Origin of the sequence: Bradyrhizobium sp. HKCCYLS1011 (genome assembly GCF_051167795.1) — a bacterium.
Taxonomy (GTDB): Bacteria; Pseudomonadota; Alphaproteobacteria; order Rhizobiales; family Xanthobacteraceae; genus Bradyrhizobium.
The window spans coordinates 728,895-754,501 of sequence record NZ_JBNPTT010000005.1; the positions used below are offsets into that span (position 1 = coordinate 728,895).

The following is a 25,607-nucleotide window of genomic DNA, read 5'->3' on the forward strand; positions in this document are numbered from 1 at the left end:
CGTCAGCGGCCGAACCGGTCCTGCCAGGCTGGCAGCGCGCCGGCAAAGGGCAGGGCGGTCGCGTGATGCACGCCGCGGGCGATGGCTCGCGCCAGCACGTTGGCAGCGGTCATGCCGAGTGCGCTCAGTTCGACCAGCGGTTCAATCGGCTTTTCGCAGGTGGCGGCCGCAAACACCACATCGCCATCGAGCGGCAGATGCACCGGGTAGATCGCGCGCGCCATGCCGGTCTGCGCCATCATCGCCAGTCGCTTCGCCTGCGATTTGGTCAGGATCGCGTCGGTCACGACCACTGAGACCGTGGTGTTCTCGGCAGCAGTCGCCGCCGGGCCGCCCTTGATCCGCATCGCGAGCATGTCCGGCGTGAACGAGGTGGGCAGACCGCGGCCGCCGAATTCGCCGTTCATCTCGAATGGTGCTGCCCAGAACCACGGCCCGTCGCCGACCGTGACGCTGCCGACCGCATTGACCACCGCAAGGGCCGCGACAGTGATGCCACTGGCTGTCACGGCCGAGGCAGAGCCGAGCCCGCCCTGGAAATTCGCGGTCGTGGCGCCGAGGCCAGCGCCGACGCTGCCGAGCTTGAAATCGGTGTCCGCCGCGGCGGCAGCCGCGTAGCCAAGATCGCGATATGGCGCAAAACGTCCCCACGCCTTGTCGCCGCCGTTCAAGAGATCGAAGATGATCGCTCCTGGAACGATCGGGATCAGCGCATCGCGCACCGCAAAGCCGCGCCCCTGTTCGACAAGCCAGGCCTGCACGCCGCCGCCGGCATCGAGGCCGAAGGCCGAGCCGCCGGACAATGCAAGCGCGTCGATCCGCTCCACGGTGTTGACTGGATCGAGCACGGCGTCATCTCGCACCCCAGGACCGCCGCCGCGGATATCGATGGCGGCGACCGCTGGTGCATCGAACAGGATGGTGGTGACGCCGGAGGCAAGCTTGGGATCGTCGGCGTGACCAACGCGCACGCCTTTGACATCGGTGAGGAGGTTCTTCACGGGACGGTCCCTCGGCTGCAACCTGTCTGCTCGATAGCGCAACGCTGCTCGGACCTCAACGTTCGAGCGCGACCCGGATCATGCGCGCCAGCTCGCCCTTGCGATAGGGCTTGGCCAGGAGCAGCACGCCGGCGTCGAGCCGGCCGTGATGGACCACGGCATTTTCAGTGTAGCCGGATGTGAACAGGACCTTGAGCCGCGGACGGTGCTTGAGCGCCTCATCAGCAAGCTGGCGGCCGTTCATGCTTCCGGGCATGATCACGTCGGTGAACAAGAGATCGACCTCGTCACCACGGTCGATGATGTCGAGGGCCTCGGCGGCATTCGCCGCCGACAATGTCGTATAGCCCAGGTTCGCAATCTGGGTGACCACGTATTTGCGGACCAGCTCGTCGTCCTCGACGACCAGGATCGACTCATGGCCGCTCTGGATCTCGCGCGACGCCGGCGGCGCGGCCGCAACGGGCTTGGCGTCGGATCGCGGCAGATAGAGCTTGACGCTCGTGCCGTGATCCACCTCGCTGTAGATCTTGATGTGCCCGCCTGACTGCTTGACGAAGCCGAACACCATGGAGAGGCCGAGGCCGGAGCCCTTGCCGACACCCTTGGTCGAGAAGAAGGGATCAAACACTTTGTCGAGATGGTCTGGGTGAATGCCGGAGCCGGTGTCACTGACCGCGACCATCACGTAGTCGCCAGCAGCCACTTCGCTGTTGGCCTGGGCGTATTCGTCGTCCAGCGCGACGTTGCGGGTCTCCAGCGTGAGCTTGCCTCCCTCCGGCATCGCGTCGCGCGCATTCAGGGCCAAATTGAGCACGGCCGAGGTCAGTTGGTTGGGATCGACCAGCGCGCTCCAGGCATCCTCGGGCAGCACCGAGACGATCTCGATATGCTCGCCGAGCGTCGGCCGCAGCAGTTTGGCGGCGTCGAGCACCAGCGCATTGACGTCGAGATCAACCGGTTGCAGCGGCTGCTTGCGCGCAAAGGCAAGCAATTGCCGCGTCAGCTGCGCGCCCCGTTCCGCAGATTCGTCGATCATCGTGGTGATCGAGGCGAGATGTGGTTGTTCGGCGACCGCATCGGCCAGGATGCCGACCGTGCCGGTGATCACAGTCAGGATGTTGTTGAAATCATGCGCCACGCCGCCGGTCAGCTGACCGATCGCCTCCATCTTCTGCGCCTGCCGGAACTGTGCCTCTGCGGCGCGCTTCTCAGTGAGATCGCGGCCGACGAAGAAATAGCGCTGGACCGGGTCCGACCAGGTCGCGATCCAGTTCAGGACCACGCCGCGTCCGTCCCTGTGGGTGAATTGCGCTTCGAAATTGTGAGGCTGCCGTCCTGCGCGGGCGGCATGGACTTCGCTGCGCGCGGCATCGAGATCGGCGGGCCGAATGAAATCGGCGCTGTTGCGGCCGATCATTTCATCGGGATCGTAGCCGAGGATGGAGAGCGAGCTCGGGCTCACCTGCATCAAGCGGCCGGCCTGATCCGTGACCAGGATCAGGTCCTGCGATGTCTCGAAGATGCGCTGGCGTTCCTCGATCTCCCGCGAAAGTTCGCGCTGGGTGCGCTTGCTCTCGGTGATGTCGCGCGCAACCTTCGAGGCGCCGATGATCGCGCCGCCGGCATCAACGATCGGCGAGATGCTCAAGGAGACGTCGAGCTGCTCGCCGTCCCGGTGGATGCGCACCGTTTCATGATGCTGGATCTTCTCGCCGGCGACGATGCGCGCGAGCATGTCGTCGACTTCGGTGCGCCGATCGGGCGGCACGATGAGCTCGATATGCCCGCCGATCGCCTCCGCCGCGCGGTGGCCGAACAGATGCTCTGCCGCGCGATTCCAGGAGGTGATCTTGCCGTCGAGCGATTGGGTGATGATCGCATCATTGGAGGATTCAACGACAGCGCTGAGCAGATGTTCGCGCTCGGTGAAGCGCGCGCGTTCCGAGGCTGCCTGCAGGCGCAGCCGGCCGAGCAGCCGCGCCAGCTTGGCCTGGAGCTGGATATTGTCGACGAGAAGCATGCCGAGCACGAAGCTGGTCGCACCGAGGCCGTAGAGGCGGCCGGCATAGTAGCCGAGATCGAAGCGCCCCGCGTTGAACAGGGATGAAAGACCGATGTCGAACAGCCAGGCACAGAGCACGACCATCAGCCACAGATCCAACACGCTGTGCGGGCGCTGCAACCATAGCGACACAAGCGCAACGCAGGTCACGGCACAGATCGCCGCAACCACGACGGTCAGGTTCCAGGTGGTCAGGTCCTGGTCGATCAGGATCGGAAGGTGCTGCTCCCACGCGATCGCGGCCCAGCTCAGGACCGCGACCGAGGCGACCACCGCAGCCGCGCCAAGCAGGATGGACCGCGCCGCCGAGCCGCTGAGGCGGTTGCCATCCTTGTCTCCGCGCAGCTCCACATAGGCGAGCACGAACAGCGGAAAGCCGCCGTGCCAGATCATGTAGATCCAGACGGCGGCCTGCGAGCCGGCGCCGAACAGTCCGGTCGGCGTGAACAGGCCGGGAAACACCAGGGTGTGGACCGTTGTCGCCGAGGCGGTGAACAGATAGCCGCAGGCCAGCACCAGCAATGCACGTGAGCGCAGCAGTGCAAATTGTGAGAACAGCAGGATCGCGGTGATCACATCGTTGAGCGCCAGCGCGGACTGGTAGCTCGCGATGAATGCGGGCACCGGCGCGAGCGGCAGCTTTGCAAACGGGACGGCGAGCGCGAATGCGATGGCCGAAACGGCCACCACGAGCAACGCCGCGGTCTGATCGCGGCGCGTGGCGGGAGCTGTCGAAAGGAAAATATCGTGTTCGTTTCGGGCGGTCTCCATGACCCCTTCCTGCGGGCCGGCGACACGCGCGCCGAGGTCCAGCTGCGTCTCCGCCTTGCCCTTCGTCTCAATCAATTGAGGTTACATTTTACCGATCAAAATCTTGTCCTATGTGAGTGCCATATAATGCGGTAACTGCACCTTTACCCCAGGTCGCATAAATACCCGTAGTTGTGTCTAAGTTGGCTTCGTCGCTGTAGCAATTCGACAAAATGCTGGAGCCGTTTATGCCGCGTATTCTCGTTGTCGACGATCAGAAAGATGTACGCGCGATGATTAGCATGGTGCTGCGCGTGAATCACGTCGACGTCGTCGAGGCCGCGAGCGCATCCGCCGGCCTGCAAGTCTTTCGGGAAACGCCGTGCGATGCGGCAATCGTCGACGTCTTCTTGGGCGACGCGAATGGTCTCGACCTGGTCGCGAGGCTGCGCGAGATTGTTCCCGATCTACCGGTTGTCGCGGTCTCCGGCATGACGGCCTTCGATGGTGCCGCGCTTTCCGAAGAGCTGACTCGCGTGGTCTATCTGCAGAAGCCGTTCCGACCGGCAGAGCTGATGCATGCCGTCGCTGCTGCGCGAACTGCCGTCGCGCAGCCGGATGCGAACGGAACTACGATCGCAGCCTCGGCCTGACGATCGCTTCCAAGCTCTCGGTCCAAGTTCCTGTTTCGGAGATCTTGTTTCCAAGATCTTGCGCAAAACGAAAGCGCCCCGGCATGCCGGGGCGCCTGACGTTTGTAGCTACGGTTGGAAGCTGATCAAGACCCCTTCTTGATTAAGAACCCTTGGGGTTGATCTCGGCGTAGTTGCCGCTGGCGTCCCACTTGTAGACGACGTAGTCGAGCTGCTTGATGTCGCCCTTGGAGTCGTATTGGAGCTTGCCGATCACGGTATCCCAGGAACCCGCCTTGATGGTGTCCATCACCTTCTTGGCGTCCGCGGTCCCGGCCTTCTTCGCCGCCTGCGACCACACCTGCATCGCGGCATAGGTGTAGAGCGTGTAGCCTTCGGGGTCGATGTTCTTGGCCTTGAACTTATCGACGATCGAGGCGGCCGTCGGCTTCTTGCGCGGGTCGGGGCCGAAGGTGAAGAGCGTGCCTTCGCCAGCAGGTCCGGTGATCGAGGCATATTCCTTGTCGGCCATCGCATCGCCGGCCATCAGGATCGTCTTGAGGCCCTGATCGCGCATCTGACGCAGGATCAGACCGGCTTCCTGGTGATAGCCGCCGACATAGACGAGATCGATGTTCTCGCGCTTCAGGCGCGAGACGATCGCGTTGAAGTCCTTGTCGCCCTTGTTGTAGGACTCATAGAGCTTCTCGGTGACGCCGGCCTTGTTGAGCGCCTTCTTGGTCTCGTCGGCCAGGCCCTTGCCGTAGGTGGTCTTGTCGTTGAGGATCGCGATGTTCTTGCCCTTGAAGTTCTTCGCGATGTAGGCGGCGGCAACTGCACCCTGCTGGTCGTCACGGCCGCAGACGCGGGCGACGTTCCAGAGCTTGCGCTCGGTGAAGGTCGGATTGGTCGAGGCCGGGGTGATCTGCAGCACGTTGCCGTCGGCATAGGCTTCGGAGGCCGGGATCGACGACGACGAGCAGTAATGTCCGGCGACAAACGGAATGCCCTGGCCGGCGATCTTCTCGGCGACCGATCGCGCCTGCTTCGGATCGCAGGCATCGTCCTCGGTGTCGAGCGCGAGCTTCTTGCCGAGCACGCCGCCGGCAGCATTGATGTCCGCGACCGCCATCTCAGCGCCGTTTTTCATCTGTCGTCCGAACGCGGACTCGGTGCCGGTCATCGGACCGGCCACCGCAATGGTGAGGTCATCCGCCAGCGCTGCCGTCGAGAGCGCAAGCGTCGCGCCCAGAGCCAAGCCGAAGAGTTTGAGTGGTTTCATGAGAAATCCTCGCATGATCGATACGGACGTCCCGGGACGGCCGGGTTGGAAGAGCGCGCGCATTGTGGCTGATTTTACCACGAAGTCACCGGCTAATTTCGGGCAGATGACGCTGGTAACGAAATCTGGCGAGTGGAGACCTTAGCCGTGCCGGCCGCCTTCGAGATAGGCGGCGCGGATCTCCGGCCGCTGCAGCAACTCAGCGCCGGAGCCGGCCAGCGTAATCAGGCCGTTGACCAGGACATAGCCGCGATGGGCGAGTTTCAGCGCATGATTGGCGTTCTGTTCGACGATCAGCACCGTGAGCCCGTCCTGCCGGTTGAGCGTGCGGATCGCGTCAAAAATCTGTCGCGCGATTAGCGGCGCCAGACCGAGCGAGGGCTCGTCCAAAAGTAGTAGGCGCGGGCGGCTCATCAGGGCCCGTCCGATTGCCAGCATCTGTTGCTCGCCGCCGGACAGGGTGCCGCCGCGCTGATCCATCCGCTCCTTCAACCGCGGGAACAACGCAAACACGCGCTCCAGGCTGATCGCGCGTTCCGCCTCGCTGGTCTCGGTGGCGTCGGCCCCCATCTGCAGATTTTCCGCCACGCTCATGCGCGGAAAGATGCGCCGGCCTTCCGGCGACTGCGCGATCTTGAGCCGGGCGATCTGATGGGTCGGCACCTGGGTGATGTCGGCGCCGTCGAACAGGATCTGCCCCGAGCTCGCGCGCGGCCGCCCGAAGATCGTCATCATCAAGGTCGACTTGCCGGCGCCATTGGCGCCGATCAGCGCCACGATCTCGCCAGACTTGATGTCGAGATCGACGCCCTTGAGCGCTTCGATCTTGCCATAGGCCGCACGCAGGCTGCGGATCGCGAGCAGGGGGGCGCTCACGCCTGGGCCTCCATCACGGCAGCGGCCTCTTCCTCGTCGGTGCCGAGATAGGCCGCGATCACCTTCGGATCGTCTCTGATATCGCTGGGCGCGCCCTCGGCGATCTTGACGCCGTAATCCATCACCACGACGCGATCCGAGATTTCCATCACCACGCTCATGTCATGCTCGATCAGCAGGATCGAGGTGCCTTGATCGGCGCGGATCGAGAGCAGCAATTCGCTCAACGCGCCACTCTCGCGCGCATTGAGGCCCGCGGCTGGTTCATCGAGGCAGAGCAGCGCCGGCTCGGTGCACATCGCGCGCGCGATCTCCAGCCGGCGCTGGTCGCCATAAGCGAGATTGCCGGCGGCATCATCGGCGCGATCCAGCAGGCCGATGCGCTTGAGCCAGAAGGTCGCCCGCTCGATCGCTTCGCGCTCGGCGCTGCGCCAGGAGGGAACACCGAACAGCCCGAGCACGGTGAAGCCCGAGGCGCGCATCAGCGCATTGTGCTGCGCGACCATCAGGTTCTCCAGCGCAGTCATGCCGGGGAACAGGCGGATGTTCTGGAAGGTACGCGCGACCTTGGCCAACTTGGAGATGTTGAAGTCTTTCAGCTTCTGCATCTCGTAGCGGGCGCCGTCCTCATGCGTCAGGCAGATCGCGCCTGATGTCGGCTTGTAGAAGCCGGTGATGCAGTTGAACACGGTGGTCTTGCCGGCCCCATTGGGGCCGATCAGGGCCGTGATCTGCCGGCGCCCGGCGGTGAAGGACAGATCGTTGACGGCGACGATGCCGCCAAAACGCATCGTCAGATGCTCGACGCTGAGGATCGGAGCGGCGTTCATCCGTGACCCTCCTGGACGAGGTCGGACGAAATCGCCTCCGACTTCTGCAAGTAGACCGTCGGCGCGCGATGGCCGATGATGCCGCGCGGCCGCCAGATCATCAGCAGCACCATGGCGAGCCCGAACACCAGCATGCGGTAGGTCTCAAGGCTGCGGAACAGTTCGAAGCCGCCGATCATCGCAAGCGCAGCCAGCGCCACGCCGAGCTGCGAGCCCATGCCGCCGAGCACGACGATGGCAAGCACGAGCGCCGATTCCTGGAAGGTGAAGGATTCCGGGCTGATGAAGCCTTGGCGGGTGGCGAAGAAGGCGCCAGCGAAGCCGCCGAACATCGCGCCGGTTGCGAAGGCGGTGAGCTTGGTCGTGGTGGTGTTGATGCCAAGCGCACGGCAGGCGACCTCGTCCTCGCGCAACGCCTCCCAGGCTCGCCCGATCGGCAGCCGGCGCAACCGGATCGTCACCCAGTTGGTGAGCAGCGCCAGCGCCAGGATCAGGTAGAACAGGAGCACGATGCGGTGGGTCGGCGAGAACGGAATGCCGAGCTTGGCGGCCAGCCCATCGGGACCGGGCGTCAGCGGAATGCCGAACAGGCTGGGGCGCGGAATGCCGGAGATGCCGTTCGGTCCGCCGGTCAGGCTCTGCCAGTTGAGGATGACAAGGCGGATGATCTCGCCGAAGGCAAGCGTGACGATGGCCAGATAGTCGCCGCGCAGCCGCAGCACGGGAAAGCCGAGCAGCACGCCCCAGAAAGCGGCGAGGATACCGGCGAGCGGCAGGCAGACCCAGAACGACAGGTCGAAGGTGGTCGACAGTAGGCCATAGGAATAGGCGCCGACCGCGTAGAAGGCGACATAGCCGAGGTCGAGCAGGCCCGCGAGCCCGACCACCACATTGAGACCCCAGCCCAGCATGACATAGGTCAGGACCAGGATCGCGAGATCGAGAATGTAGCGCTGGTTGTAGAAGATCACGGGCACCAGCAGCGTGAAGATGAGCAGCGCCGGTGCCAGGAACTGGCCAGCCAGCGCCATGCCGCGCCCGACAACAGGCGGGATCAGCACGGCCGTGCCACCCCGTGGCCCGAGCCACCGCCGGAACAGCTCGACCGCGATCGAGCCGACGAACACCGCGGCCACGAGTCCGGCGAGTTCGTTGAAGCGGGTCCAATAGATCAGTTGTCCGGTCGGACCGGCTTCAGTGCGGATACCGACCATCAGCGAGAACAGGCCGAGTGCGACCAGCGCGCTGAGGAAGGCTTTCTTGAAGATGGCGGCCGCCCCCATTGAGGGACTGGCTTTCGAGGATGCGGGAAAGGGCGCGCTCACGCGGATGACCGTTCAGACTTTTTCGATTTCGGGCCGGCCGAGCAGGCCGGTCGGAAGGAAGATCAAGACCACGATCAGGATCGAGAACGCCGCGACGTCCTTGTATTCGACCGAGAAATAGGCCGACCAGAAGGTCTCGATCAGGCCGATCGCAAGGCCGCCGAGCATCGCACCGGGCAGGGAACCGATGCCGCCGAGCACAGCGGCGGTGAAGGCCTTGATGCCGGCGACGAAGCCCATGAAGAAATCGACCAGGCCGTAATAGAGCAGGTACATCATGCCGGCGACCGCGGCGAGCGCTGCGCCGATCACGAAGGTCATGGAGATGGTGCGGTCGACGTCGACGCCGAGCAGCGCCGCCATTGTCTGATCCTGCTCGCAGGCCCGCATGTCGCGTCCGAGCCGGGTGCGCGACACCAGCCAGGTGAACAGCAGGAGCAGAACGATGGTGGTGATGACCACGACGATCTGGACGTTTGACAGCTGCACGACAAAGCCCTCGGCACCCTCGTGCAGGGTGTGGCCGCCGGTGATGATCGGCGGCACCGGCTTGACGCGCGCGCCCTGCGCCACTTGCGAGTAGTTGGTGAGGACGAACGACATGCCGATTGCCGACAGCATCGGCGCCAGCCGGAACGAGTGCCGCAGTGGCCGGTAGGCGATGCGCTCGACGGTCCAGCCATAGAGGGCGGTGATCGCCATCGAAACCAGGAGCACGATCAGGAGGATCACAGGGACAGCCGTCAGTCCGATCGATACCAGGATCAGGAAGGAGATCAGCGCGATGAAGCCACCGATCATGAAGATGTCGCCATGGGCGAAGTTGATCATGCCGACGATGCCATAGACCATGGTGTAGCCGATGGCGATCAGGCCGTAGATCGAGCCGAGGACGAGGCCGTTGATGAGCTGCTGCGCGAAATAATCCATGAACTGCCGACAATGGTTCGCCAATGCGGCGCGTCCGAACGGCAGTTTCCCCTTCTGCCGACCGGGAGGTCCCCCCCGCCACCGCTTGCCGCGACTCCGTCCCAGTGTCCCCAGGGCGACGCGACTAACGGGTTCTAACAGCAACAAACTGCGGGCCGCAACAGAGTGCGCTGCCGCAAATGCGGGCTTTTCCCGCCTTGTTTGGTGGCGGTGTTACGTTTGCAACGCCGCCGCCTCAGAATTGCCATCGGAGATCGCGGACAAACAGATTGTTCCATTGCAACCAGGGTTAGAGCGGGCTCAAGGGGAGGGCCTGGGGCTCGAAGGGAGTCTCGGTCTAAAGTCTAATGCAAGCTCCGTCCGAGGCGGGCGGGAGCGGCCATCGGCACCTCGCTCAGGCCGGCGCAGGTAGCGTTGCACCCGCGTCCGCCCATTAAGGTAAATAAAGGGTTTAAATTGCCCGCCGCATTTTCAGCGCGTTACCTCCGTTAGATCGAAGCAACGGTCCTCGGGGCAGGAGACGGCGGAGAGCGATATGTCCAAGAACTGGCGGCTCAGTTCCTTCAGCGGCGCGCTGCTTGCGGCCTATTTCATTCCGATCTGGAGCATCATCGCGTTCCGGATCATGGTCGCGCCGGTCCACGGCCTGTTCGAGCGGCCCAACATTTCGGTTGCACTGTTCGTGAGTGACTACCTGCACCTGGCCGGGGTCGGGACGATGCGCGCGGCCTGGCTGTTGGCGCTGGCCCGGCTGACGGTCGCGGCGTTCTTTGCAATCTTCCTGATCCTGATCAGCGTGCCGCGGCTGCGCAAGGCCGGAGGCGGCGAGGAGGCGCTTGGCATTGCGCTCGGGCTTGGCAGCCTCATCAGCTTCTTCAGCATGGTAGTGGCGTCTCGGGTGGGTGAGGCCGAGGCGCTGCGCCTGCACGCCACCGAACTGATGTTGCTGCTCGGCACGGCCATCGTGATGCTCGTGGAGCCGCCGATGCAGTCCAGAGTGCGGACATCGGACGACCAGCCGGCTACGCGCGGCATCGAACACTCGGCTGCGCATCGGGCCTGACCTGCAGCTGAGTTGCGGCGACGCCGCCTTCAGGTCTCGACCGGCGGCGCGAGGCTGTTCATCCAGCCGATCTCGGTGATGATCCGTTCAGCGGTAGCGTCGATAGCGGCGGCCACGATGGGCGTGATTGCGGCGCCGGCATCGAAGCAGGCGCCCTCTATCGCATAGACGATCGTGGAGTTGGGAAGGACGCCCAATTCGCGGGCGAGGGCGATCGCCTCGGCCAGACCGAAGGCATGGCTTGATGCAAGCGATGGGCAGGGGGGCAGCTCATCCTGCGCTGCGTCGATGCGATGGATGCGCCCCGGTGCTCCCATGGGGGCGGCGGCATCGACACAGATTAGTGCGTCGTATTTCGTCCAGTCCTCGACAAGGCCTAGGATATCGCCATTGCACACGAGAAGCGCCACGTCGGACGGCAGCCGTCGTGTCAGCCTGTGGGCGACACCCACGCCAGCGGCGTCATCGCCGCGGTCGACATTGCCGATGCCGAGGACCGCGATCCGCCTGTGCGCGGGATCGGTCACGACCGATGCACCGTCAGCTTCAGGAAGTGCGTCGAGCAGGAAATGCAGGGATCATAGTTGCGAATGGTCTGTTCGCAGCGGGCACGGATGACCTCGTCCGGCTGGTCGAGCAGCGAACCGGCGACAACGGCAAGGTCCGCCTCGATGCTCGGCTGATTCTGCGACGTCGGCGGCACGATGCGCGCCCGCGCGATGGTGCCGTCTTCTGCGAACTCATAGCGATGCCAGCAGATGCCGCGCGGCGCCTCGGTGCAGCCGAAGCCTGTGCCTGCGCGGGGAACGAGGGGGACCGCGGCCGCCGCCGGCGGCTCATAGGCTGCGATGATGCGAAGCGCCTCTTCGCAGGCGAACAGGATCTCGAGCGCCCGCACGACAATGCTCTTGAACGGGTTCCGGCATATCCGATCCAGCCCAACCTCTTCGGCCAGCGCCTGAACCGTTGACGGCAACCGGTCGAAATTCAGCGCGTAACGGGCAAGCGGACCGACGAGATAGGCGCCGCGCCGCTTCAAAAGCGAATGCAGCGCGGTGGAGTGAGGGAGGTGCCGCTCCTCGAACTCCGATTCATAGTCGGCGATATCGATGTCGATGTCGCGACTGGAGACGAGCCTCCCCTCGTTGAGCGGATATTCGTTCTCGTGACGCAGCGCGACGAATTCATAGTCCCGCTCGAGATCCGGGAAGGGAAAGGTGGCGACCCAGCGGACCAGATCGATGGCAATGTTGCGGGCGTTCTCCATGCGCCCGACCAGCGTCCGCAACTCGGCGCGACTGGGCACGCGATGGAAGCCGCCGGGCTTGACGTTGACGGGATGGATCTCGCGTCCGCCGAGCAGGCGCATGATGTCGTTGCCGGCCTTCTTGAGCGCGAGCGCGCTGCGCACGATGTCGCCATGATCGCGCGCCATCCGGATCGCGTCCGGCAGGCCCAGGAAGTCGGGCGCATGCAGTATCACCACATGCAGCGCATGGCTCTCGATCCATTCGCCGCAATAGATCAGCCGGCGCAAGGCGCGGAGATGGCCGTCGACCTTCGTCCCGAACGCATCCTCGATCGCATGGACCACGCTCATCTGATAGGCGATCGGGCAGATTCCGCAAATGCGGGCGACGATGTCAGGGGTCTCGGCGTAGCCGCGCCCGCGCAGGAACGCCTCGAAGAAGCGCGGCGGCTCGAAGATCCGCAGCTGCGCCGAGGTGACGACGTCGCCGGCAATCTCGATGTCGAGCGCGCCTTCGCCCTCGACCCGGGCAAGATAGTCGACCTTGATCGTTTTAGTCGGCATGGGCCTCGCTTTCCTTTCGGAACGGTTCGGCTGCGGCGTTGAAGGTTTGCAAGGCGCGACTGATATCGCGCGGGGTCGCGCCCAGCGTGCGCCACTCGCGCCCCAGCGCGGCCATGTTGGGCGTCTCCATCGGGCCGTAGCAGCCGTAACAGCCGCGCCGGTAGGCCGGACAGATCGCGCCGCAGCCGGCATGGGTGACCGGTCCGAGGCACGGCTGGCCCTGGACCATCACGCACACGGTGCCGCGCTGCTTGCACTCGATGCAGACGCTGTGGGCGGCGATCGCGGGCTTGCGTCCGGCGAGGAAGGCCGAGATCACTTCGATCAGCTGGTCCTTATTGATCGGACAGCCATGGAGCTCGTAGTCAACAGTGACATGCGCCGAGATCGGCGTCGATGTGGCGAGCGTGGAGATGTAATGCGGAGAGGCGTAAACTGCCGACACGAAATCGGTCACGTCGGCGAAATTGCGCAAGGCCTGGATGCCTCCGCTGGTGGCACAGGCGCCGATCGTCACCAGATGCCTGGATTGCTGCCTGACTTTGAGAATGCGTTCCGCGTCATGCGCTGTCGTGATCGAGCCCTCGACCAGCGAGAGATCGTAGGGTCCGTCAAGAACCGCGCTCGAGGCTTCCGGGAAATTGGCAATCTCGACCGCGCCGGCCAGCGTCAGGAGCTGGTCCTCGCAATCGAGCAGCGACAGCTGGCAGCCGTCGCAGGAAGCGAATTTCCAGACCGCGAGCCGCGGACGCTGGTCTCGATCCATCTCAAATCTCCCGGAGGGTCAAAAGGCGCTCGATCCGGTCGAACCGCATCACCGGACCATCCTTGCAGACGAAGGTCGGTCCGAACTGGCAGTGACCGCAAAGACCGATGGCGCACTTCATGTTGCGCTCCATCGACAGATAGATCTGGTTCGAGGCGACGCCGGCATCGCGCAGGGCATTGGCCGTGAACCGCATCATGATCTCCGGCCCACACACCAGCGCGACAGTGTCGTGCGGGCTGAAAGACACGCGCGGGATCAGGGCAGGCACCGCGCCGACATGGCCGCGCCAGTTGCTGTCGGCATGATCGACGGTGACCTCGACGGCGATGTCGAGGCGTCCGCGCCATGCTGCAAGCTGGTCGTGGAACAGAATATCCTCGGGGTGGCGGCAGCCGAACAGGATCGCGACGCGACCATAGCGGGCCCGGTTGGCGAGCACGTGGGTGATGGCGGGCCGCAGCGGGGCCAGGCCGAGGCCGCCGGCGATGATGAGGATGTCGGAGCCTTCCGCCGAGGTGACCGGCCATGCCGTCCCGAACGGTCCGCGAACGCCGAGCGTGGCCCCGATGTCGAGCGCCGCGATCGCCCGGCTCACGGCGCCAACGTCCCGCACAGTATGCACGAAGCCTGTGCTGTCCGTGCAGTCGCCGCTGATGCTGATCGCGATCTCGCCGATCCCGAACGCATAGAGCATGTTGAACTGACCCGGCGCGTAGCTCGGCCGGGACCCTTGCGACGGTTTGATCTCCAGCGTCACCACATCGGAGAGTTCGCGACGGACATGCGCGACTTTGTAGAGCTGCGGCACGAACGGGTCGATCTGGGCCGCTGCGGTCAGCAGGGGCATCTCAGCGCTTTCCATAGACATTGAGGATCTGCAGCCGCGTGGCATTGAGACGCTTTACCAGGATGGGGGCAAAGCGCTTCATCATCTCGTATCCCAGATGGTGGTCGGCCTCGCATTTGCCGCGCAGGCAGGCGGCGTCGATGCCGACCGCCCGCACCAGCTCGACCGCGCGCGCATCCGAGGTCCAGCGATAGGGTGGCAACAGCCACGAGGCCCCGACGATCTCGCCCTCTCCAAGTGTCGAAATGACGATCGGCGACTGGGCGGGGCTCGCGATTTCGAGCGCGACCTTGCCGTGTCGGATCAGGAAGAACTCGTTCGCCGGATCGCCCTCGCGGAACAGATATTGGCCTGGATCGAAGCGATGATTGCGGGCGCAGCCGGCGACCAGCGCGATCTGATCCTCGGGGCACGCGGCGAAGAACGCATGTTCTCTCAGGATGTGTTCAAGTCCCGCCATGCTGTCCTCCGCTGGTTGGATGGGCGCGGATGGCGGCCGCTTCCTCCGTAATGTCGATGCCGACCGGGCACCAGGTGATGCAGCGTCCGCAGCCGACGCAGCCGGAGGTGCCGAACTGATCGATCCAGCTCGCAAGCTTGTGGGTGATCCATTGCCGATAGCGCGCGCTGCCGCTTTGCCGCACGCTGCCGCCGTGCAGATAGGAGAAATCCAGCGTGAAGCAGGAATCCCATTTGCGGACCCGCTCCGCCGTGGCGCCGGCGAGATCGCTGTGGTCCTCGACGGTCGTGCAGAAGCAGGTCGGACAGACCATGGTGCAGTTGCCGCAGGTGAGACATCGCGCGGCGACGTCGTCCCAGCGTGGATGGTTGGCGTTCGCCTGAAGCAAATCCTTGATGCCGTCGGTGTCGAGCGTCCGGCCCATCTGGTTTCGCGTCTGCGCGATGACGGCGGCCGCCGCTTTGAGATCGGCATCATCAGCGCGGCGCTGGGGCAGGCGGCTCAGCAAGCTGGCGCCTTCGTCACTCCCGACCTCGACCAGGAAATCATGGCGTGATCCGTCGTGCAGCTCGGTCAGCGCAAGATCAAAGCCGCTCTCCGCCTGCGGGCCCGTTCCCATCGAGACACAGAAGCATGTGCCTCCGGCGTCGCCACAATTGACGGCGACGATGAACGCATCCTGTCGCCGCGATCCATAGCCGGCATCCGCGTAAGCGCCCGCCGAGAACACCTTGTCCTGGATCGCCATGGCGTGGATTTCGCAGGCGCGCACGCCGATAAAGGCGAATTTGCGCTGCGTGACGGAAGGAGCCTCGATCGAAAATCCGTCGCTATCGCGGCGCGCGGTCCACAGCGTCTCCACGGGCGGATGAAGGAAGCGCTTCCAGGATTCCGGGCCGACGGCAAAGCCGAACAGCGCGTCATCCGCCCGTCGCTCCAGACGATATCTGCCAGCGTCCTGATTGTCGGTCCATCCGGCGGGGAGTTGTGAGAGCTTGGCGATTTCGTCGTAGACGATGGCGCCGTCGCGCACGGTCGGCCCCAGCACGCAATGATCGGCGGCCAGCGCGTCGATCAGCGCTTGCAGCCCTTCGCGCGAAATGACGGCGGTGGCGCCTTTGACCAGCAGCGCGGTCCCGTCGGAACTCGTCGTCGCCGGTTCGCTGACGTTCTGCGACATCGCTCGGTTCCGGCAATCTTCGGACATTGCGGCCTCAATGGCCTTGCTGGGGTCCGCCGAGCCTTACCAGTCTCCGCCCTGGGTACCGTTGACTTTGATCAAGCTCGTACGAGCCGAACTCAGCGCTGGGTCAGAAAGCCGAGCACCGCGTCGTTGAAAGCGAGCGTCGCTTCGATATTGGAGATGTGCGCGGCATCCAGGATGGTCATGCTGGCGCCGGCGATCTGGCTGCGGATCGCCTCAGCCATCGTGATCGGCGTCGACTTGTCGAAGCGGCCCGCGATCACCAGCGTCGGGCTCTTGATCTTGGGCAGCGCCTCGCGCAAGTCGAGCGTCCGCAGCGCCTCGCAGGAGGCGAGGTAGCCGTCGACCGGCGTCGCCAGCAGCATCGCTTTGGTTTGCCCAGCGACAATCGGGTTGCGATCGCGGAAGTCCTGGCTGAGCCAGCTCGCGATCACGGTGTCGGCGACTGCGGCGAGCCCGCCTTCCTTGACCGCCTTGATGCGGTTGGCCCACATGGTCTGATCGGGGAAGTAGCAGGTGGTGTTGGCAAGCACGATCTTGCCGAGCCGCTCCGGCGCGTTGGCGCCGAGCCATTGCCCGACCATGCCGCCCATCGACAGGCCGCACCAGTGCACCTTCTCGATGTTGAGATCATCGAGGATCGCGAGCACGTCGCGCCCGAATCGCTCGACCGAATAGGGGCCGGGCGGGACGCTGGATCGGCCATGGCCGCGCCGGTCATAGCGGATCACCCGGAACACCTGGGTGAAGGCGCGCATCTGCGGCTCCCACATCTGCAGGGTGCAGCCGAGCGAGTTCGACAGCATCAAGGTCGGTCCGCCGTCGCGGCCCTCCACTGTGACGTTGATGAGGCAGCCGTCGGCATCGATCATCGGCATGGGGCAAGGTCCTTGTCCTAAGCGAAGCACCACTTTGCAGAATCATGCAGATTCTTGGGCGACCTAACCATTCCTGCTCGCCCGTGCCAATTGCAAAGGGCCGAGTGTGCGGCTGCACCCGCGATTCTGCATCGCCCCCGCTCGCATCGCACCCTTTCCTTTGTGGCGGCAGTGCATTAGTTGAATAGCCTAAACCAAACCATCCGGGGAGCTTCCACATGGCGATGACGATGACAGGCGAGGTTCAGCTGCCGGCACCGCGCGAGGCCGTGTGGGCCAAGCTCAACGATCCCGAGGTTCTCAAGGCCTGCATCCCCGGCTGCGAGGAATTGGAGCGGACCGAGGACAACGGCTTTCGCGCCACCGCCAAGATGAAGGTCGGGCCGGTCTCGGCGCGCTTCAAGGGCAAGGTCATGTTGAGCGATCTCGATCCGCCGAACGGCTACAAGATCACGGGCGAAGGCGAGGGTGGGGTCGCCGGCTTTGCAAAAGGCGGCGCGACGGTTGCGCTGTCGGACAAGGACGATGGCACGCTGCTGTCCTACAATGTCGAGGCGCAGATCGGCGGCAAGCTGGCGCAGCTTGGCCAGCGCCTCATCAATGGCGCGGCGAAGAAGCTCGCTGACGAGTTTTTCGCCAATTTCGCCAAGGCCGTGCAGGGATAATTCGATCCAACACGTCATTTGGGTTGAGGGCTCGCGAGGTTGCCCGCCGCGGGTTCGGCCCATATGATGGTTTTCGACTGATTTTGCCGGGCTGTGCTGCAGTGCAATGCTGTGGCGCGGATGATAGAGAGTTCTGAATGGCCAAGATTTCCCTGATTGTGAACGGTAACCCCGTCACGGCGAATGTCGACCCGCGGACGCTTCTCGTGCAGTTCCTGCGCGAGAATCTGCGTCTCACCGGCACCCATGTCGGCTGCGACACCTCGCAATGCGGCGCCTGCGTCGTGCATCTCGACGGCAAGGCGGTGAAGTCCTGCACGACCCTTGCGGTGATGGCCGACGGCCACCAGGTCAGGACCATCGAGGGGCTGGCGCCGGATGGCGCGCCGCTGCATCCGATGCAGGAGGCGTTCCGCGAGAATCACGGCCTGCAGTGCGGTTTCTGCACGCCCGGCATGATCATGACGGCGGTCGACATGGTGCATCGCAAAGGCCACGATCTCAGCGAGGAGACCATCCGCGAAGAGCTCGAAGGCAATCTGTGCCGCTGCACCGGCTACCAGAATATCGTGCAATCGATCGCCGCCGGCGCCAAGGCCATGGCAAAATCGGACCTCGCCTAATTCCCGCGCATCCCCGCGTCAGGACATTCCCATGTACGAATTCAAATATCACCGCCCGGGCACGGTGCGGCAGGCCGCCAATCTTCTGGTCAAGAACGAAGACGCCAAGCTGATCGCCGGCGGCCACACGCTGCTCCCCGTCATGAAGCAGCGGCTGGCGAGCCCGCCGCATCTGGTCGACCTCTCGCATATCGAGGGACTCAACGAGATCGAGGTCAAGGGCCGCGCGCTCGTGATCGGTGCCACCGCGCGCCATGCCGAGGTGGCGAACTCCGCCACGGTCGGCGAGGCGATCCCGGCGCTGGCGCATCTGGCCGGACTGATCGGCGATCCGGCCGTGCGCCACCGCGGCACCATCGGCGGCTCGTTGGCCAATAACGATCCAACCGCGGATTACCCCGCCGCCTGTCTTGCGCTCGGCGCGACCATCGTCACCAACAAGCGCAAGCTGAAGGCGGAGGAGTATTTCCAGGGCCTGTTCACAACCGCGCTCGAACCGGACGAGATCATCACCAAGGTCAGCTTCCCGCTGCCGAAGAAGGCGGCTTACGTGAAGTTTCGCAACCAGGCCTCGCGCTACGCGTTGGTCGGGGTGTTCGTGGCGCGGCGTCCGTCGGACGTGCGGGTCGCGGTCACCGGCGCCGGCGCCAATGGCGTGTTCCGCGTCACCGCGTTCGAGGAAGCCCTGCAGAAGCGGTTCTCGCCCAAGGTGCTGGAAGGCATCGATGTGCCGGCCGAGGGTCTCAACAGCGACATCCACGGCAGCGCCGAATATCGCGCCCATTTGATCGGCGTGCTGGCGCGGCGTGCGGTCGAGGCCGCCAATGCCGAGGCCAAGGCGTCGGCGGAATCAGAAGGGGCCGCTGAGCCGGAGGCGCCGGCTTCGTGATCTCGGCGGTGACGAGCAAAAGGCGGGCCTGCGCATGAGTGCAGCTTCATTGCCAGCATCCGTCGACGCGATGCTCGAGCTGCTATCCTCGCGCGGCTACCTGGCCGAGCGGGCGCTGGCGACGGTGACCTATCTCGCGCTGCGTATGGGCCGGCCGTTGTTCCTGGAGGGCGAGGCCGGCGTCGGCAAGACCGAGATCGCGAAGGTCTTGTCGGCCGCGCTCGGGCGCAAGCTGATCCGCCTGCAATGCTATGAAGGGCTCGACGTTGCTTCCGCGGTCTATGAGTGGAATAGCGCGGCGCAGATGATCGCGATCCGGCTGGCCGAGGCCGGCGGCGATGTCGACCGCGAGCAGCTGTCGTCCGATATTTTCGCCGAGCGCTATCTGATCAAGCGGCCGCTGTTGCAGGCGCTGGAGCCGGATGTCGCGGGCGCCCCGGTGCTCCTGATCGACGAGCTCGACCGCGCCGACGAGGCGTTCGAGGCCTATCTGCTGGAGATCCTGTCCGACTTCCAGGTCACGATTCCGGAATTCGGCACTGTCAAGGCGCCGCATCCGCCGATCGTGATCATCACCTCCAACCGCACCCGCGAGATCCATGACGCGCTGAAGCGTCGCTGCCTGTATCACTGGGTCGACTATCCGTCGCCCGAGCGCGAGCTCGCGATCGTCAAGACGCGGCTGCCCGGCATCTCGCAGCGGCTGTCGCAGCAGATCGGTCGTTTCGTGCAGGCGCTGCGCGACCAGGACTTCTACAAGTCGCCCGGGGTGGCCGAGACGCTGGACTGGGCCACCGCGCTCACCGAGCTGGACGCCCGCGGGCTGACGGCCGAGGTGGTCGGCGACACCATCGGTGCGCTCTTGAAGTACCAGGACGACATTGCGCGGATGCAGGGCGACGCGCTGCAAAAGGTGATCAAGGACGCGACGAGCGAGAGTTAAGGGCACCCTTGCCCGCAACAACGCTCGTCATTCCGGGGCGCCCGTAGGGCGAGCCCGGAATCCATACTCCCGCTCGTGGTTATGGATTCCGGGCCCATGCTTCGCATGTCCCGAAATGACGGGTCGATGGAGTCGTACATTGGCCATCAACCACCTCGCCCCTCCCACCGGCGCCATCGCCGACAACATCGCGGGCTTCGCGCGCGCGCTGCGTGCCGCCGGCCTGCCGGTCGGGCCGGGGGCCGTGATCGATGCGATGACTGCGCTTGAGGCGATCGACATCGGCAAGCGCGCCGACGTCTTCACCACGCTGGAATCGATCTTCGTCAAGCGCCGTGAGCATGCGCTGATTTTCGCCCAGGCCTTCGAGCTGTTCTTTCGCGCTGCCGAAGAGTGGAAGTCGATGCTGGATTCGGTGCCGCTGCCCGACCACGCCAAGAAGAAGCCGAAGCCGGCCTCGCGCCGGGTCCAGGAGGCGATGGCGCAGCCGCAGATGCATGAGGAGCCGCAGACGCTGGAGCAGGACCTGCGGCTCTCGGTGTCCGACCGCGAGGTGCTGCAGAAGAAGGATTTCGCGCAGATGAGCGCGGCCGAGATCGCCGAGGTGACGCGCGCGATCGAGAGGATGCGGCTGCCGCAGGCCGAGCTCAAGACCCGCCGCCACAAGCCGGATCCGCGCGGCGCCCGGATCGACATGCGCAAGACGCTGCGCGAGGCGTTGCGCACCGAGGGCGAGATCATCAACATCCAGCGGCTGGGGCGGATCGAGAAGCCGGCGCCGATTGTGGCGCTCCTGGATATCTCGGGCTCGATGAGCGAATATACCCGCCTGTTCCTGCATTTCCTCCACGCCATCACCGATGCCCGCAAGCGCGTCTCGGTGTTCCTGTTCGGCACGCGGCTGACCAATGTGAGCCGGGCATTGCGGCAGCGCGATCCGGACGAGGCTCTGGCAAGTTGCTCGGCCTCAGTCGAGGATTGGGCCGGCGGCACCCGTATCGCGACCTCGCTGCACACGTTCAACAAGCTGTGGGCACGCCGCGTGCTGGGGCAGGGCGCGATCGTGCTCTTGATTTCCGACGGGCTGGAGCGCGAGGCTGACGACAAGCTCGCTTTCGAGATGGACCGGCTGCACCGCTCCTGCCGCCGCCTGATCTGGCTCAACCCGTTGCTGCGCTATTCGGGTTTCGAGGCCAAGGCCCAGGGCATCAAATTGATGCTGCCCCACGTTGACGAATTCCGGCCCGTGCATAACTTGACGTCGATTGCGGCGCTGATCTCGGCGCTGTCATCCCCGCTGCCCCCGCATCACCGCAGCGCGATCCGCTCCGCAGCCTGAATTCCGCAAGGAGGCATCCATGCTCGACCGCGACGAGGATATCCTGAAGGCCGCCGAGGACTGGCAGAAGGCCGGCCATGGCGTGGCGCTCGCCACTGTGGTCGAGACCTGGGGCTCGGCGCCGCGCCCCGCGGGTTCGAGCCTGGTCATCAATGACGACGGCACGTTCTTGGGCTCAGTGTCCGGCGGCTGCGTCGAGGGCGCGGTGGTCACCGAGGCGATGGATGTGATCGAGAGCGGCCAGCCCAAGATGCTGGAGTTCGGCGTCGCCGACGAGACCGCCTGGAATGTCGGCCTGTCCTGCGGCGGCACCATCCGCGTCTTTGTCGAGAAGGTCGGCTGACGATGAAGCTTGCAACACTCGCCGAGTTGAATGCCGAACGCGCCGCCCGGCGGCCCGTCATTCTCGTCACCGATGTCGCCTCGGGCGAGCAGCGGCTGGTGAAGGCCAAGGACATTGCCGCCGATCCGCTGCGCAACGAGCTGTCCGCGCAATTGCGCATGGGCAAGAGCGGCATGGTCGAGGCCGGCGGCAAGAGGCTGTTCCTGAACGTCTACGCGCCGACCGCGCGGCTCGTCGTCGTCGGCGCGGTCCACATCAGCCAGGCGCTCGCGCCGATCGCACGCTCGCTCGGCTACGACGTGACCGTCGTCGATCCGCGCACCGCCTTTGCCAGCCCCGAGCGTTTCCCCGACGTGCCGCTGATCGCCGAATGGCCGGACGTGGCGCTGCCGCCGCTCAACATCGACCACTACACCGCTTTCGTCGCGCTGACGCACGATCCCAAGATCGACGATCCCGCGCTGCTGCACGCGTTCTCGCGCGACTGCTTCTATATCGGCGCGTTGGGATCGCGGAAGACGCATGGCAAGCGCGCCGAGCGGCTGCGCGCGCAAGGCGCGTCCGAGGCGGACATCTCGCGGATCCGTGCCCCGATCGGGCTTGCGATCGGCGCGGTGTCGCCGGCCGAGATCGCGGTCTCGATCATGGCGGAGATCACCGCCGCGCTGCGGCTGCCGCCCAAACAGCAAGAAGAGGCGGCATGAAATTCGGTCCGGCCAGTCCGGCGGAGGCGATCGGCGGGGTGACCGTGCATACCCTGCGACAAGGATCGCTGGTGCTCAAGAAGGGTACCACGATCGGTCCGGCCGAGGTCGAGGCGCTGACCAAAGCGGGCGTGAAGGAGATCGTCGTCGTCCGCCTGGAGACGGGTGACGTGTCCGAGGACGAAGCCGCCGCCAGCATCGCGCGAGCGGTGGCCGGCGATGGCATCCATGTCGATCGGGCCTTCACCGGGCGCGCCAACCTGTTCGCAGCGCAAGCCGGCGTGCTGGTGATCGATCGTGCCGCCGTCGACCGCATCAATGGCGTCGACGAGGCCGTCACCTTCGCGACCTTGCCGGCCTTCAAGCCGGTGGTCGAAGGCGAGATGGTCGGCACCGTCAAGCTGATCCCGTTCGGGGTCGAGGGCCGGCTGCGGGACGCCGCGGTGATTGCGGCCGGCGCAGGCGCGCTCCGGATCGCGCCCTATGTCATCAAGCGCGTCGGGGTGGTGTCGACCATCCTGCCAGGCCTGTCGCCGAAAGTCATCGACAAGACCTTGCGTGTCACGTCCGAGCGGCTGGCGCCGGCAGGTGCTGCCATCATCGCCGAACGCCGGGTGCCGCATGAGGAAGCAGCACTGGCTGACGCGATCGAGGAGCTGCTCGGGCTCGGCGCCGAGCTCGTCATCGTGTTCGGGGCGTCGGCCATTGCCGACCGCCGCGACGTGATTCCGGCGGCGATCACCGGCATCGGCGGCCAAATCGAACATTTCGGCATGCCGGTCGATCCCGGCAATCTCCTGCTGATCGGCAACGCGTCCGGCGTGCCGGTGCTCGGCGCGCCCGGCTGTGCGCGCTCGCCGGTCGAGAATGGGTTCGACTGGGTTTTGATGCGTCTGCTGGCGGGCATCAAGGTGACCCGTGCCGAGCTGATGGCCATGGGCGTCGGCGGCTTGCTGATGGAGATTGTCACGCGGCCGCAGCCCCGCGCCCAGCCCGAGCCTGACGGCGCGCGCAAGGTCGCAGCGATCGTGCTCGCTGCTGGCCGCTCGACCCGGATGGGCGGACCGAACAAGCTCTTGGCCGAGCTTGAGGGCAAGAAATTGGTGCGGATCGTCACCGAGCAGACGCTGGCCTCCAAGGCCTGCGAGGTAATCGTCGTCACCGGACATCAGGCCGATCTGGTCGAGCAGGCGCTTGCCGGCCTGCGCGTCCGGTTCGTACGCAATCCCGATTTCGTCGGCGGGCTCGCCAGCTCCGTGAAGGCCGGCATCGCCGCCGTGCCGGAGAGCGCGGATGGCGCAGTGGTCTGCCTCGGCGACATGCCGATGGTTTCCTCCGATCTGCTTGACCGGCTGATCGGCACGTTCGAGCCCGATCGCGGCAACCTCATCGTGGTGCCGGTCGCAGAGGGCCGGCGCGGCAATCCCGTGCTGTGGTCACGCCGCTTCTTCCAGGAATTGATGACGCTCGAGGGCGACGTCGGGGCGCGCCACCTCATCGCCAAGCATGCGGAAGCCGTCGCCGAAGTCCCGGTCGAGGGCGATGCCGCCTTCCTCGATATCGACACGCCGCAGGCGCTCGAGGCGGCACGCAGATCGTAGGGTAGGTAGAGCGAAGCGAAACCCACCGCCGTGCCCGCTCCTCGATCGTTGATGGGTTTCGCTTGCGCTCAACCCATCCTACGAGACCCTCATTTCAACCTCCCATTCACCAAGTTGAAACGTCCTCCCGGCTAGATTTACCGCATTGGGCCTCGGGGGAGGATCTCGATGATTGTTTCGACCGCCGCGCGACGGTTCGCGCTGTTTGCGTTTGGCATGACCGTTCTGGTCGGAGCCGCGCGCTTCGCCACTGATCATGTCGTCAGCGAGGCCCATGCGGCCGGCGCCTTCGCCATCGGCAAATGCGCGGCCTATGGCCAGGCCTATGACTACCCGACCGAGCCGCTCGCCAAGGCGGCGGCGCTCAAGCAGTGCAAGGGCGACTGCACCGCCGTGACCATGAAGAAAGCGTGTGCGGCGTTCTCGGTCGATCTCACTAATCCCTGTGGGCCGCATGGCTATGCGGTCAGGCCGAAGATCTCGACCTCGCTCAACGAGGCCACGCGCGAATGCTACAAATTCGGCGGTAAGGAATGCGTGATCCGCGCTTGGGTCTGCGACGGCAAGGGGTGATTGCTGCGGCGCCCTTGACACCGATCAAGCTCGGAACACCCGGCTTTGGCTAGTTTGCGCCTCGAGATGAGAGGAGCAGACACATGTCGACCATGAAAGCCGCCGTCGTCAAAGCCTTCGGCAAACCGCTGGTGATCGAGGACGTACCGGTTCCGGTGCCTGGGCCGGGTGAACTGCTGGTCAAGTTGAAGGCCTGCGGTGTCTGTCACACCGATCTGCACGCAGCTTCCGGCGACTGGCCGGTGAAGCCGGTGCCGCCGTTCATTCCCGGTCATGAGGTCGCCGGTGTCGTTGCCGCGCTGGGGCCTGGTGTGACCGACTTCAAGATCGGCGATGCGGTCGGCGTCGCCTGGCTGCACGATGCCTGCCTGCGCTGCGAATATTGCGAGACCGGCTGGGAGACCTTGTGCGAGCACCAGCACAACACCGGCTACAGCGTGAATGGGGGTTTTGCCGAATATGTCATCGCCTCCGCGGCGTTTACCGCGCGCCTGCCGGCCAATGTGAATTTCGCTGCCATCGCGCCGATCCTGTGCGCTGGCGTCACCACCTATAAGGGGCTGAAGGAGACCGACACCCGGCCGGGCGAGTGGGTGGTCATCTCGGGCGTCGGTGGGCTCGGTCACGTCGCGATCCAATATGCCAAGGCGATGGGGCTGAAAGCAATCGGGCTCGACATTGCCGAGGACAAGCTGAAGCTTGCGCTGGAGGCTGGCGCCGATCATGCCGTCAACGCACTCGACAAGGACGCGGTGGAGCGCGTCCTCAAGCTCACCGGCGGTGGCGCACATGGGGTGCTGGTGACGGCCGTATCGACGCCGGCCTTCGCCCAGGCGCTGCATATGGTCCGTCGCAAGGGCACCGTCAGCCTGGTCGGGCTGCCGCCCGGCGAATTCCCGACACCGATCTTCGACGTCGTGCTCAAGCGCATCACGGTGCGTGGCTCGATTGTCGGCACGCGGCGCGACCTTGATGAGGCGATCGCATTCGCAGCCGATGGCAAGGTCAAGGCGGAAGTGACGACGGCGCCGCTGTCGGAGATCAACGCGATCTTCGACAAGATGAAGGCCGGCAAGATCGACGGCCGCATCGTGCTCCACTTCACCTGACGGGACTGATCGGCGGACGTTCAATAAAGGCTGCGGCGTCAAGTAAATGCGCCGCAGCCTTTTTGATGTGGATCAGCATCCCCGTTGTTTCCG

The 25,607-nt window shown here is 65.0% G+C and carries 26 protein-coding genes; 12 read left to right on the forward strand and 14 right to left on the reverse strand.

Features of this window, described 5'->3' with window-relative positions; all coding sequences use genetic code 11:
• Nucleotides 1–2: 2 nt before the first annotated feature.
• Both ACQR1W_RS20355 and ACQR1W_RS20360 read right to left on the reverse strand, forming a co-directional pair.
• Nucleotides 3–1,001 (reverse strand): P1 family peptidase, encoded by a 999-nt coding sequence (locus tag ACQR1W_RS20355; RefSeq protein WP_434852450.1) that lies wholly within the window; start codon nucleotides 999–1,001, stop codon nucleotides 3–5.
• A gap of 55 nt (nucleotides 1,002–1,056) precedes the next feature.
• The gene (locus ACQR1W_RS20360) at nucleotides 1,057–3,837 is read right to left on the reverse strand and encodes a PAS domain S-box protein (protein ID WP_434852503.1); all 2,781 of its coding nucleotides are present in this window, start codon (nucleotides 3,835–3,837) and stop codon (nucleotides 1,057–1,059) included.
• A gap of 227 nt (nucleotides 3,838–4,064) precedes the next feature.
• On the opposite strand from ACQR1W_RS20360, the gene ACQR1W_RS20365 reads away from it, so the two are divergent.
• Nucleotides 4,065–4,469, forward strand: coding sequence for a response regulator (locus ACQR1W_RS20365; RefSeq protein WP_434852451.1), 405 nt, complete (start codon nucleotides 4,065–4,067; stop codon nucleotides 4,467–4,469).
• A 142-nt stretch (nucleotides 4,470–4,611) separates the two neighbouring features.
• On the opposite strand, the gene ACQR1W_RS20370 is transcribed toward ACQR1W_RS20365, so the two are convergent.
• The 5 genes from ACQR1W_RS20370 to ACQR1W_RS20390 form a co-directional block, all read right to left on the reverse strand.
• A complete protein-coding gene (locus ACQR1W_RS20370) occupies nucleotides 4,612–5,730 on the reverse strand; it encodes a branched-chain amino acid ABC transporter substrate-binding protein (protein WP_434852452.1) in 1,119 nt (372 codons plus the stop codon).
• 141 nt (nucleotides 5,731–5,871) lie between these two features.
• A complete protein-coding gene (locus ACQR1W_RS20375) occupies nucleotides 5,872–6,606 on the reverse strand; it encodes an ABC transporter ATP-binding protein (protein WP_008970307.1) in 735 nt (244 codons plus the stop codon).
• Nucleotides 6,603–7,436: an ABC transporter ATP-binding protein gene (locus ACQR1W_RS20380; RefSeq protein ID WP_434852453.1), complete on the reverse strand. Its 834-nt coding sequence runs from the start codon at nucleotides 7,434–7,436 to the stop codon at nucleotides 6,603–6,605. Before ACQR1W_RS20380 ends, ACQR1W_RS20375 begins: the two co-directional genes overlap by 4 nt.
• On the reverse strand, nucleotides 7,433–8,719 hold the full coding sequence (gene livM, locus ACQR1W_RS20385) for a high-affinity branched-chain amino acid ABC transporter permease LivM (protein WP_434852454.1): 1,287 nt from the start codon (nucleotides 8,717–8,719) through the stop codon (nucleotides 7,433–7,435). Before livM ends, ACQR1W_RS20380 begins: the two co-directional genes overlap by 4 nt.
• Nucleotides 8,720–8,773: 54 nt before the next feature.
• Nucleotides 8,774–9,691, reverse strand: a complete 918-nt coding sequence (locus ACQR1W_RS20390; RefSeq protein ID WP_008970310.1) for an ABC transporter permease subunit — start codon at nucleotides 9,689–9,691, stop codon at nucleotides 8,774–8,776.
• Between the two features lie 535 nt (nucleotides 9,692–10,226).
• Here ACQR1W_RS20390 and ACQR1W_RS20395 point away from each other — a divergent pair.
• A complete protein-coding gene (locus tag ACQR1W_RS20395) occupies nucleotides 10,227–10,754 on the forward strand; it encodes a hypothetical protein (protein ID WP_434852455.1) in 528 nt (175 codons plus the stop codon).
• 29 nt (nucleotides 10,755–10,783) lie between these two features.
• Here the strand turns inward: ACQR1W_RS20395 and ACQR1W_RS20400 are convergent, their stop codons facing one another.
• The 7 genes from ACQR1W_RS20400 to pcaD form a co-directional block, all read right to left on the reverse strand.
• A complete protein-coding gene (locus tag ACQR1W_RS20400; protein ID WP_434852456.1) occupies nucleotides 10,784–11,281 on the reverse strand; it encodes a hydrogenase maturation protease in 498 nt (165 codons plus the stop codon).
• A complete protein-coding gene (locus ACQR1W_RS20405) occupies nucleotides 11,278–12,567 on the reverse strand; it encodes a Ni/Fe hydrogenase subunit alpha (RefSeq protein WP_434852457.1) in 1,290 nt (429 codons plus the stop codon). Before ACQR1W_RS20405 ends, ACQR1W_RS20400 begins: the two co-directional genes overlap by 4 nt.
• Nucleotides 12,557–13,333 carry an oxidoreductase gene (locus ACQR1W_RS20410; RefSeq protein WP_434852458.1) on the reverse strand — a complete coding sequence of 259 codons (777 nt, stop codon included), beginning with the start codon at nucleotides 13,331–13,333 and terminating at the stop codon, nucleotides 12,557–12,559. Before ACQR1W_RS20410 ends, ACQR1W_RS20405 begins: the two co-directional genes overlap by 11 nt.
• A 1-nt stretch (nucleotide 13,334) precedes the next feature.
• Complete coding sequence (locus ACQR1W_RS20415) at nucleotides 13,335–14,183, reverse strand: FAD/NAD(P)-binding protein (RefSeq protein WP_434852459.1); 849 nt, start codon at nucleotides 14,181–14,183, stop codon at nucleotides 13,335–13,337.
• 1 nt (nucleotide 14,184) lies between these two features.
• Complete coding sequence (locus ACQR1W_RS20420) at nucleotides 14,185–14,643, reverse strand: cyclic nucleotide-binding domain-containing protein (RefSeq protein ID WP_434852460.1); 459 nt, start codon at nucleotides 14,641–14,643, stop codon at nucleotides 14,185–14,187.
• The gene (locus ACQR1W_RS20425) at nucleotides 14,630–15,823 is read right to left on the reverse strand and encodes a 4Fe-4S dicluster domain-containing protein (RefSeq protein ID WP_434852461.1); all 1,194 of its coding nucleotides are present in this window, start codon (nucleotides 15,821–15,823) and stop codon (nucleotides 14,630–14,632) included. The genes ACQR1W_RS20420 and ACQR1W_RS20425 overlap by 14 nt, the downstream gene beginning before the upstream one ends.
• Before the next feature lie 119 nt (nucleotides 15,824–15,942).
• The gene (pcaD, locus tag ACQR1W_RS20430) at nucleotides 15,943–16,725 is read right to left on the reverse strand and encodes a 3-oxoadipate enol-lactonase (RefSeq protein ID WP_434852462.1); all 783 of its coding nucleotides are present in this window, start codon (nucleotides 16,723–16,725) and stop codon (nucleotides 15,943–15,945) included.
• A gap of 218 nt (nucleotides 16,726–16,943) precedes the next feature.
• Between pcaD and ACQR1W_RS20435 the strand changes: the two genes are divergently transcribed.
• From ACQR1W_RS20435 to adhP, 10 genes are all read left to right on the forward strand, one after another.
• A complete protein-coding gene (locus tag ACQR1W_RS20435; RefSeq protein ID WP_434852463.1) occupies nucleotides 16,944–17,390 on the forward strand; it encodes an SRPBCC family protein in 447 nt (148 codons plus the stop codon).
• Between the two features lie 137 nt (nucleotides 17,391–17,527).
• A complete protein-coding gene (locus ACQR1W_RS20440; protein WP_434852464.1) occupies nucleotides 17,528–18,013 on the forward strand; it encodes a (2Fe-2S)-binding protein in 486 nt (161 codons plus the stop codon).
• 31 nt (nucleotides 18,014–18,044) lie between these two features.
• Nucleotides 18,045–18,902, forward strand: coding sequence for an FAD binding domain-containing protein (locus ACQR1W_RS20445; RefSeq protein WP_008970322.1), 858 nt, complete (start codon nucleotides 18,045–18,047; stop codon nucleotides 18,900–18,902).
• A 34-nt stretch (nucleotides 18,903–18,936) separates the two neighbouring features.
• Nucleotides 18,937–19,845 (forward strand): AAA family ATPase, encoded by a 909-nt coding sequence (locus ACQR1W_RS20450; RefSeq protein ID WP_434852465.1) that lies wholly within the window; start codon nucleotides 18,937–18,939, stop codon nucleotides 19,843–19,845.
• Nucleotides 19,846–19,984: 139 nt separating this feature from the next.
• Entirely contained in the window at nucleotides 19,985–21,184 is a 1,200-nt protein-coding gene (locus ACQR1W_RS20455) for a vWA domain-containing protein (protein ID WP_434852466.1), read from the forward strand.
• 19 nt (nucleotides 21,185–21,203) lie between these two features.
• Nucleotides 21,204–21,527, forward strand: coding sequence for an XdhC family protein (locus ACQR1W_RS20460; protein WP_008970249.1), 324 nt, complete (start codon nucleotides 21,204–21,206; stop codon nucleotides 21,525–21,527).
• Between the two features lie 2 nt (nucleotides 21,528–21,529).
• A complete protein-coding gene (locus ACQR1W_RS20465; protein WP_434852467.1) occupies nucleotides 21,530–22,231 on the forward strand; it encodes an XdhC family protein in 702 nt (233 codons plus the stop codon).
• Entirely contained in the window at nucleotides 22,228–23,832 is a 1,605-nt protein-coding gene (locus ACQR1W_RS20470; protein WP_434852468.1) for an NTP transferase domain-containing protein, read from the forward strand. Before ACQR1W_RS20465 ends, ACQR1W_RS20470 begins: the two co-directional genes overlap by 4 nt.
• Nucleotides 23,833–24,000: 168 nt before the next feature.
• Complete coding sequence (locus ACQR1W_RS20475; protein WP_008969760.1) at nucleotides 24,001–24,405, forward strand: DUF4189 domain-containing protein; 405 nt, start codon at nucleotides 24,001–24,003, stop codon at nucleotides 24,403–24,405.
• A gap of 83 nt (nucleotides 24,406–24,488) precedes the next feature.
• Nucleotides 24,489–25,514, forward strand: a complete 1,026-nt coding sequence (adhP, locus tag ACQR1W_RS20480) for an alcohol dehydrogenase AdhP (RefSeq protein WP_434852469.1) — start codon at nucleotides 24,489–24,491, stop codon at nucleotides 25,512–25,514.
• Nucleotides 25,515–25,607: the final 93 nt, after the last annotated feature.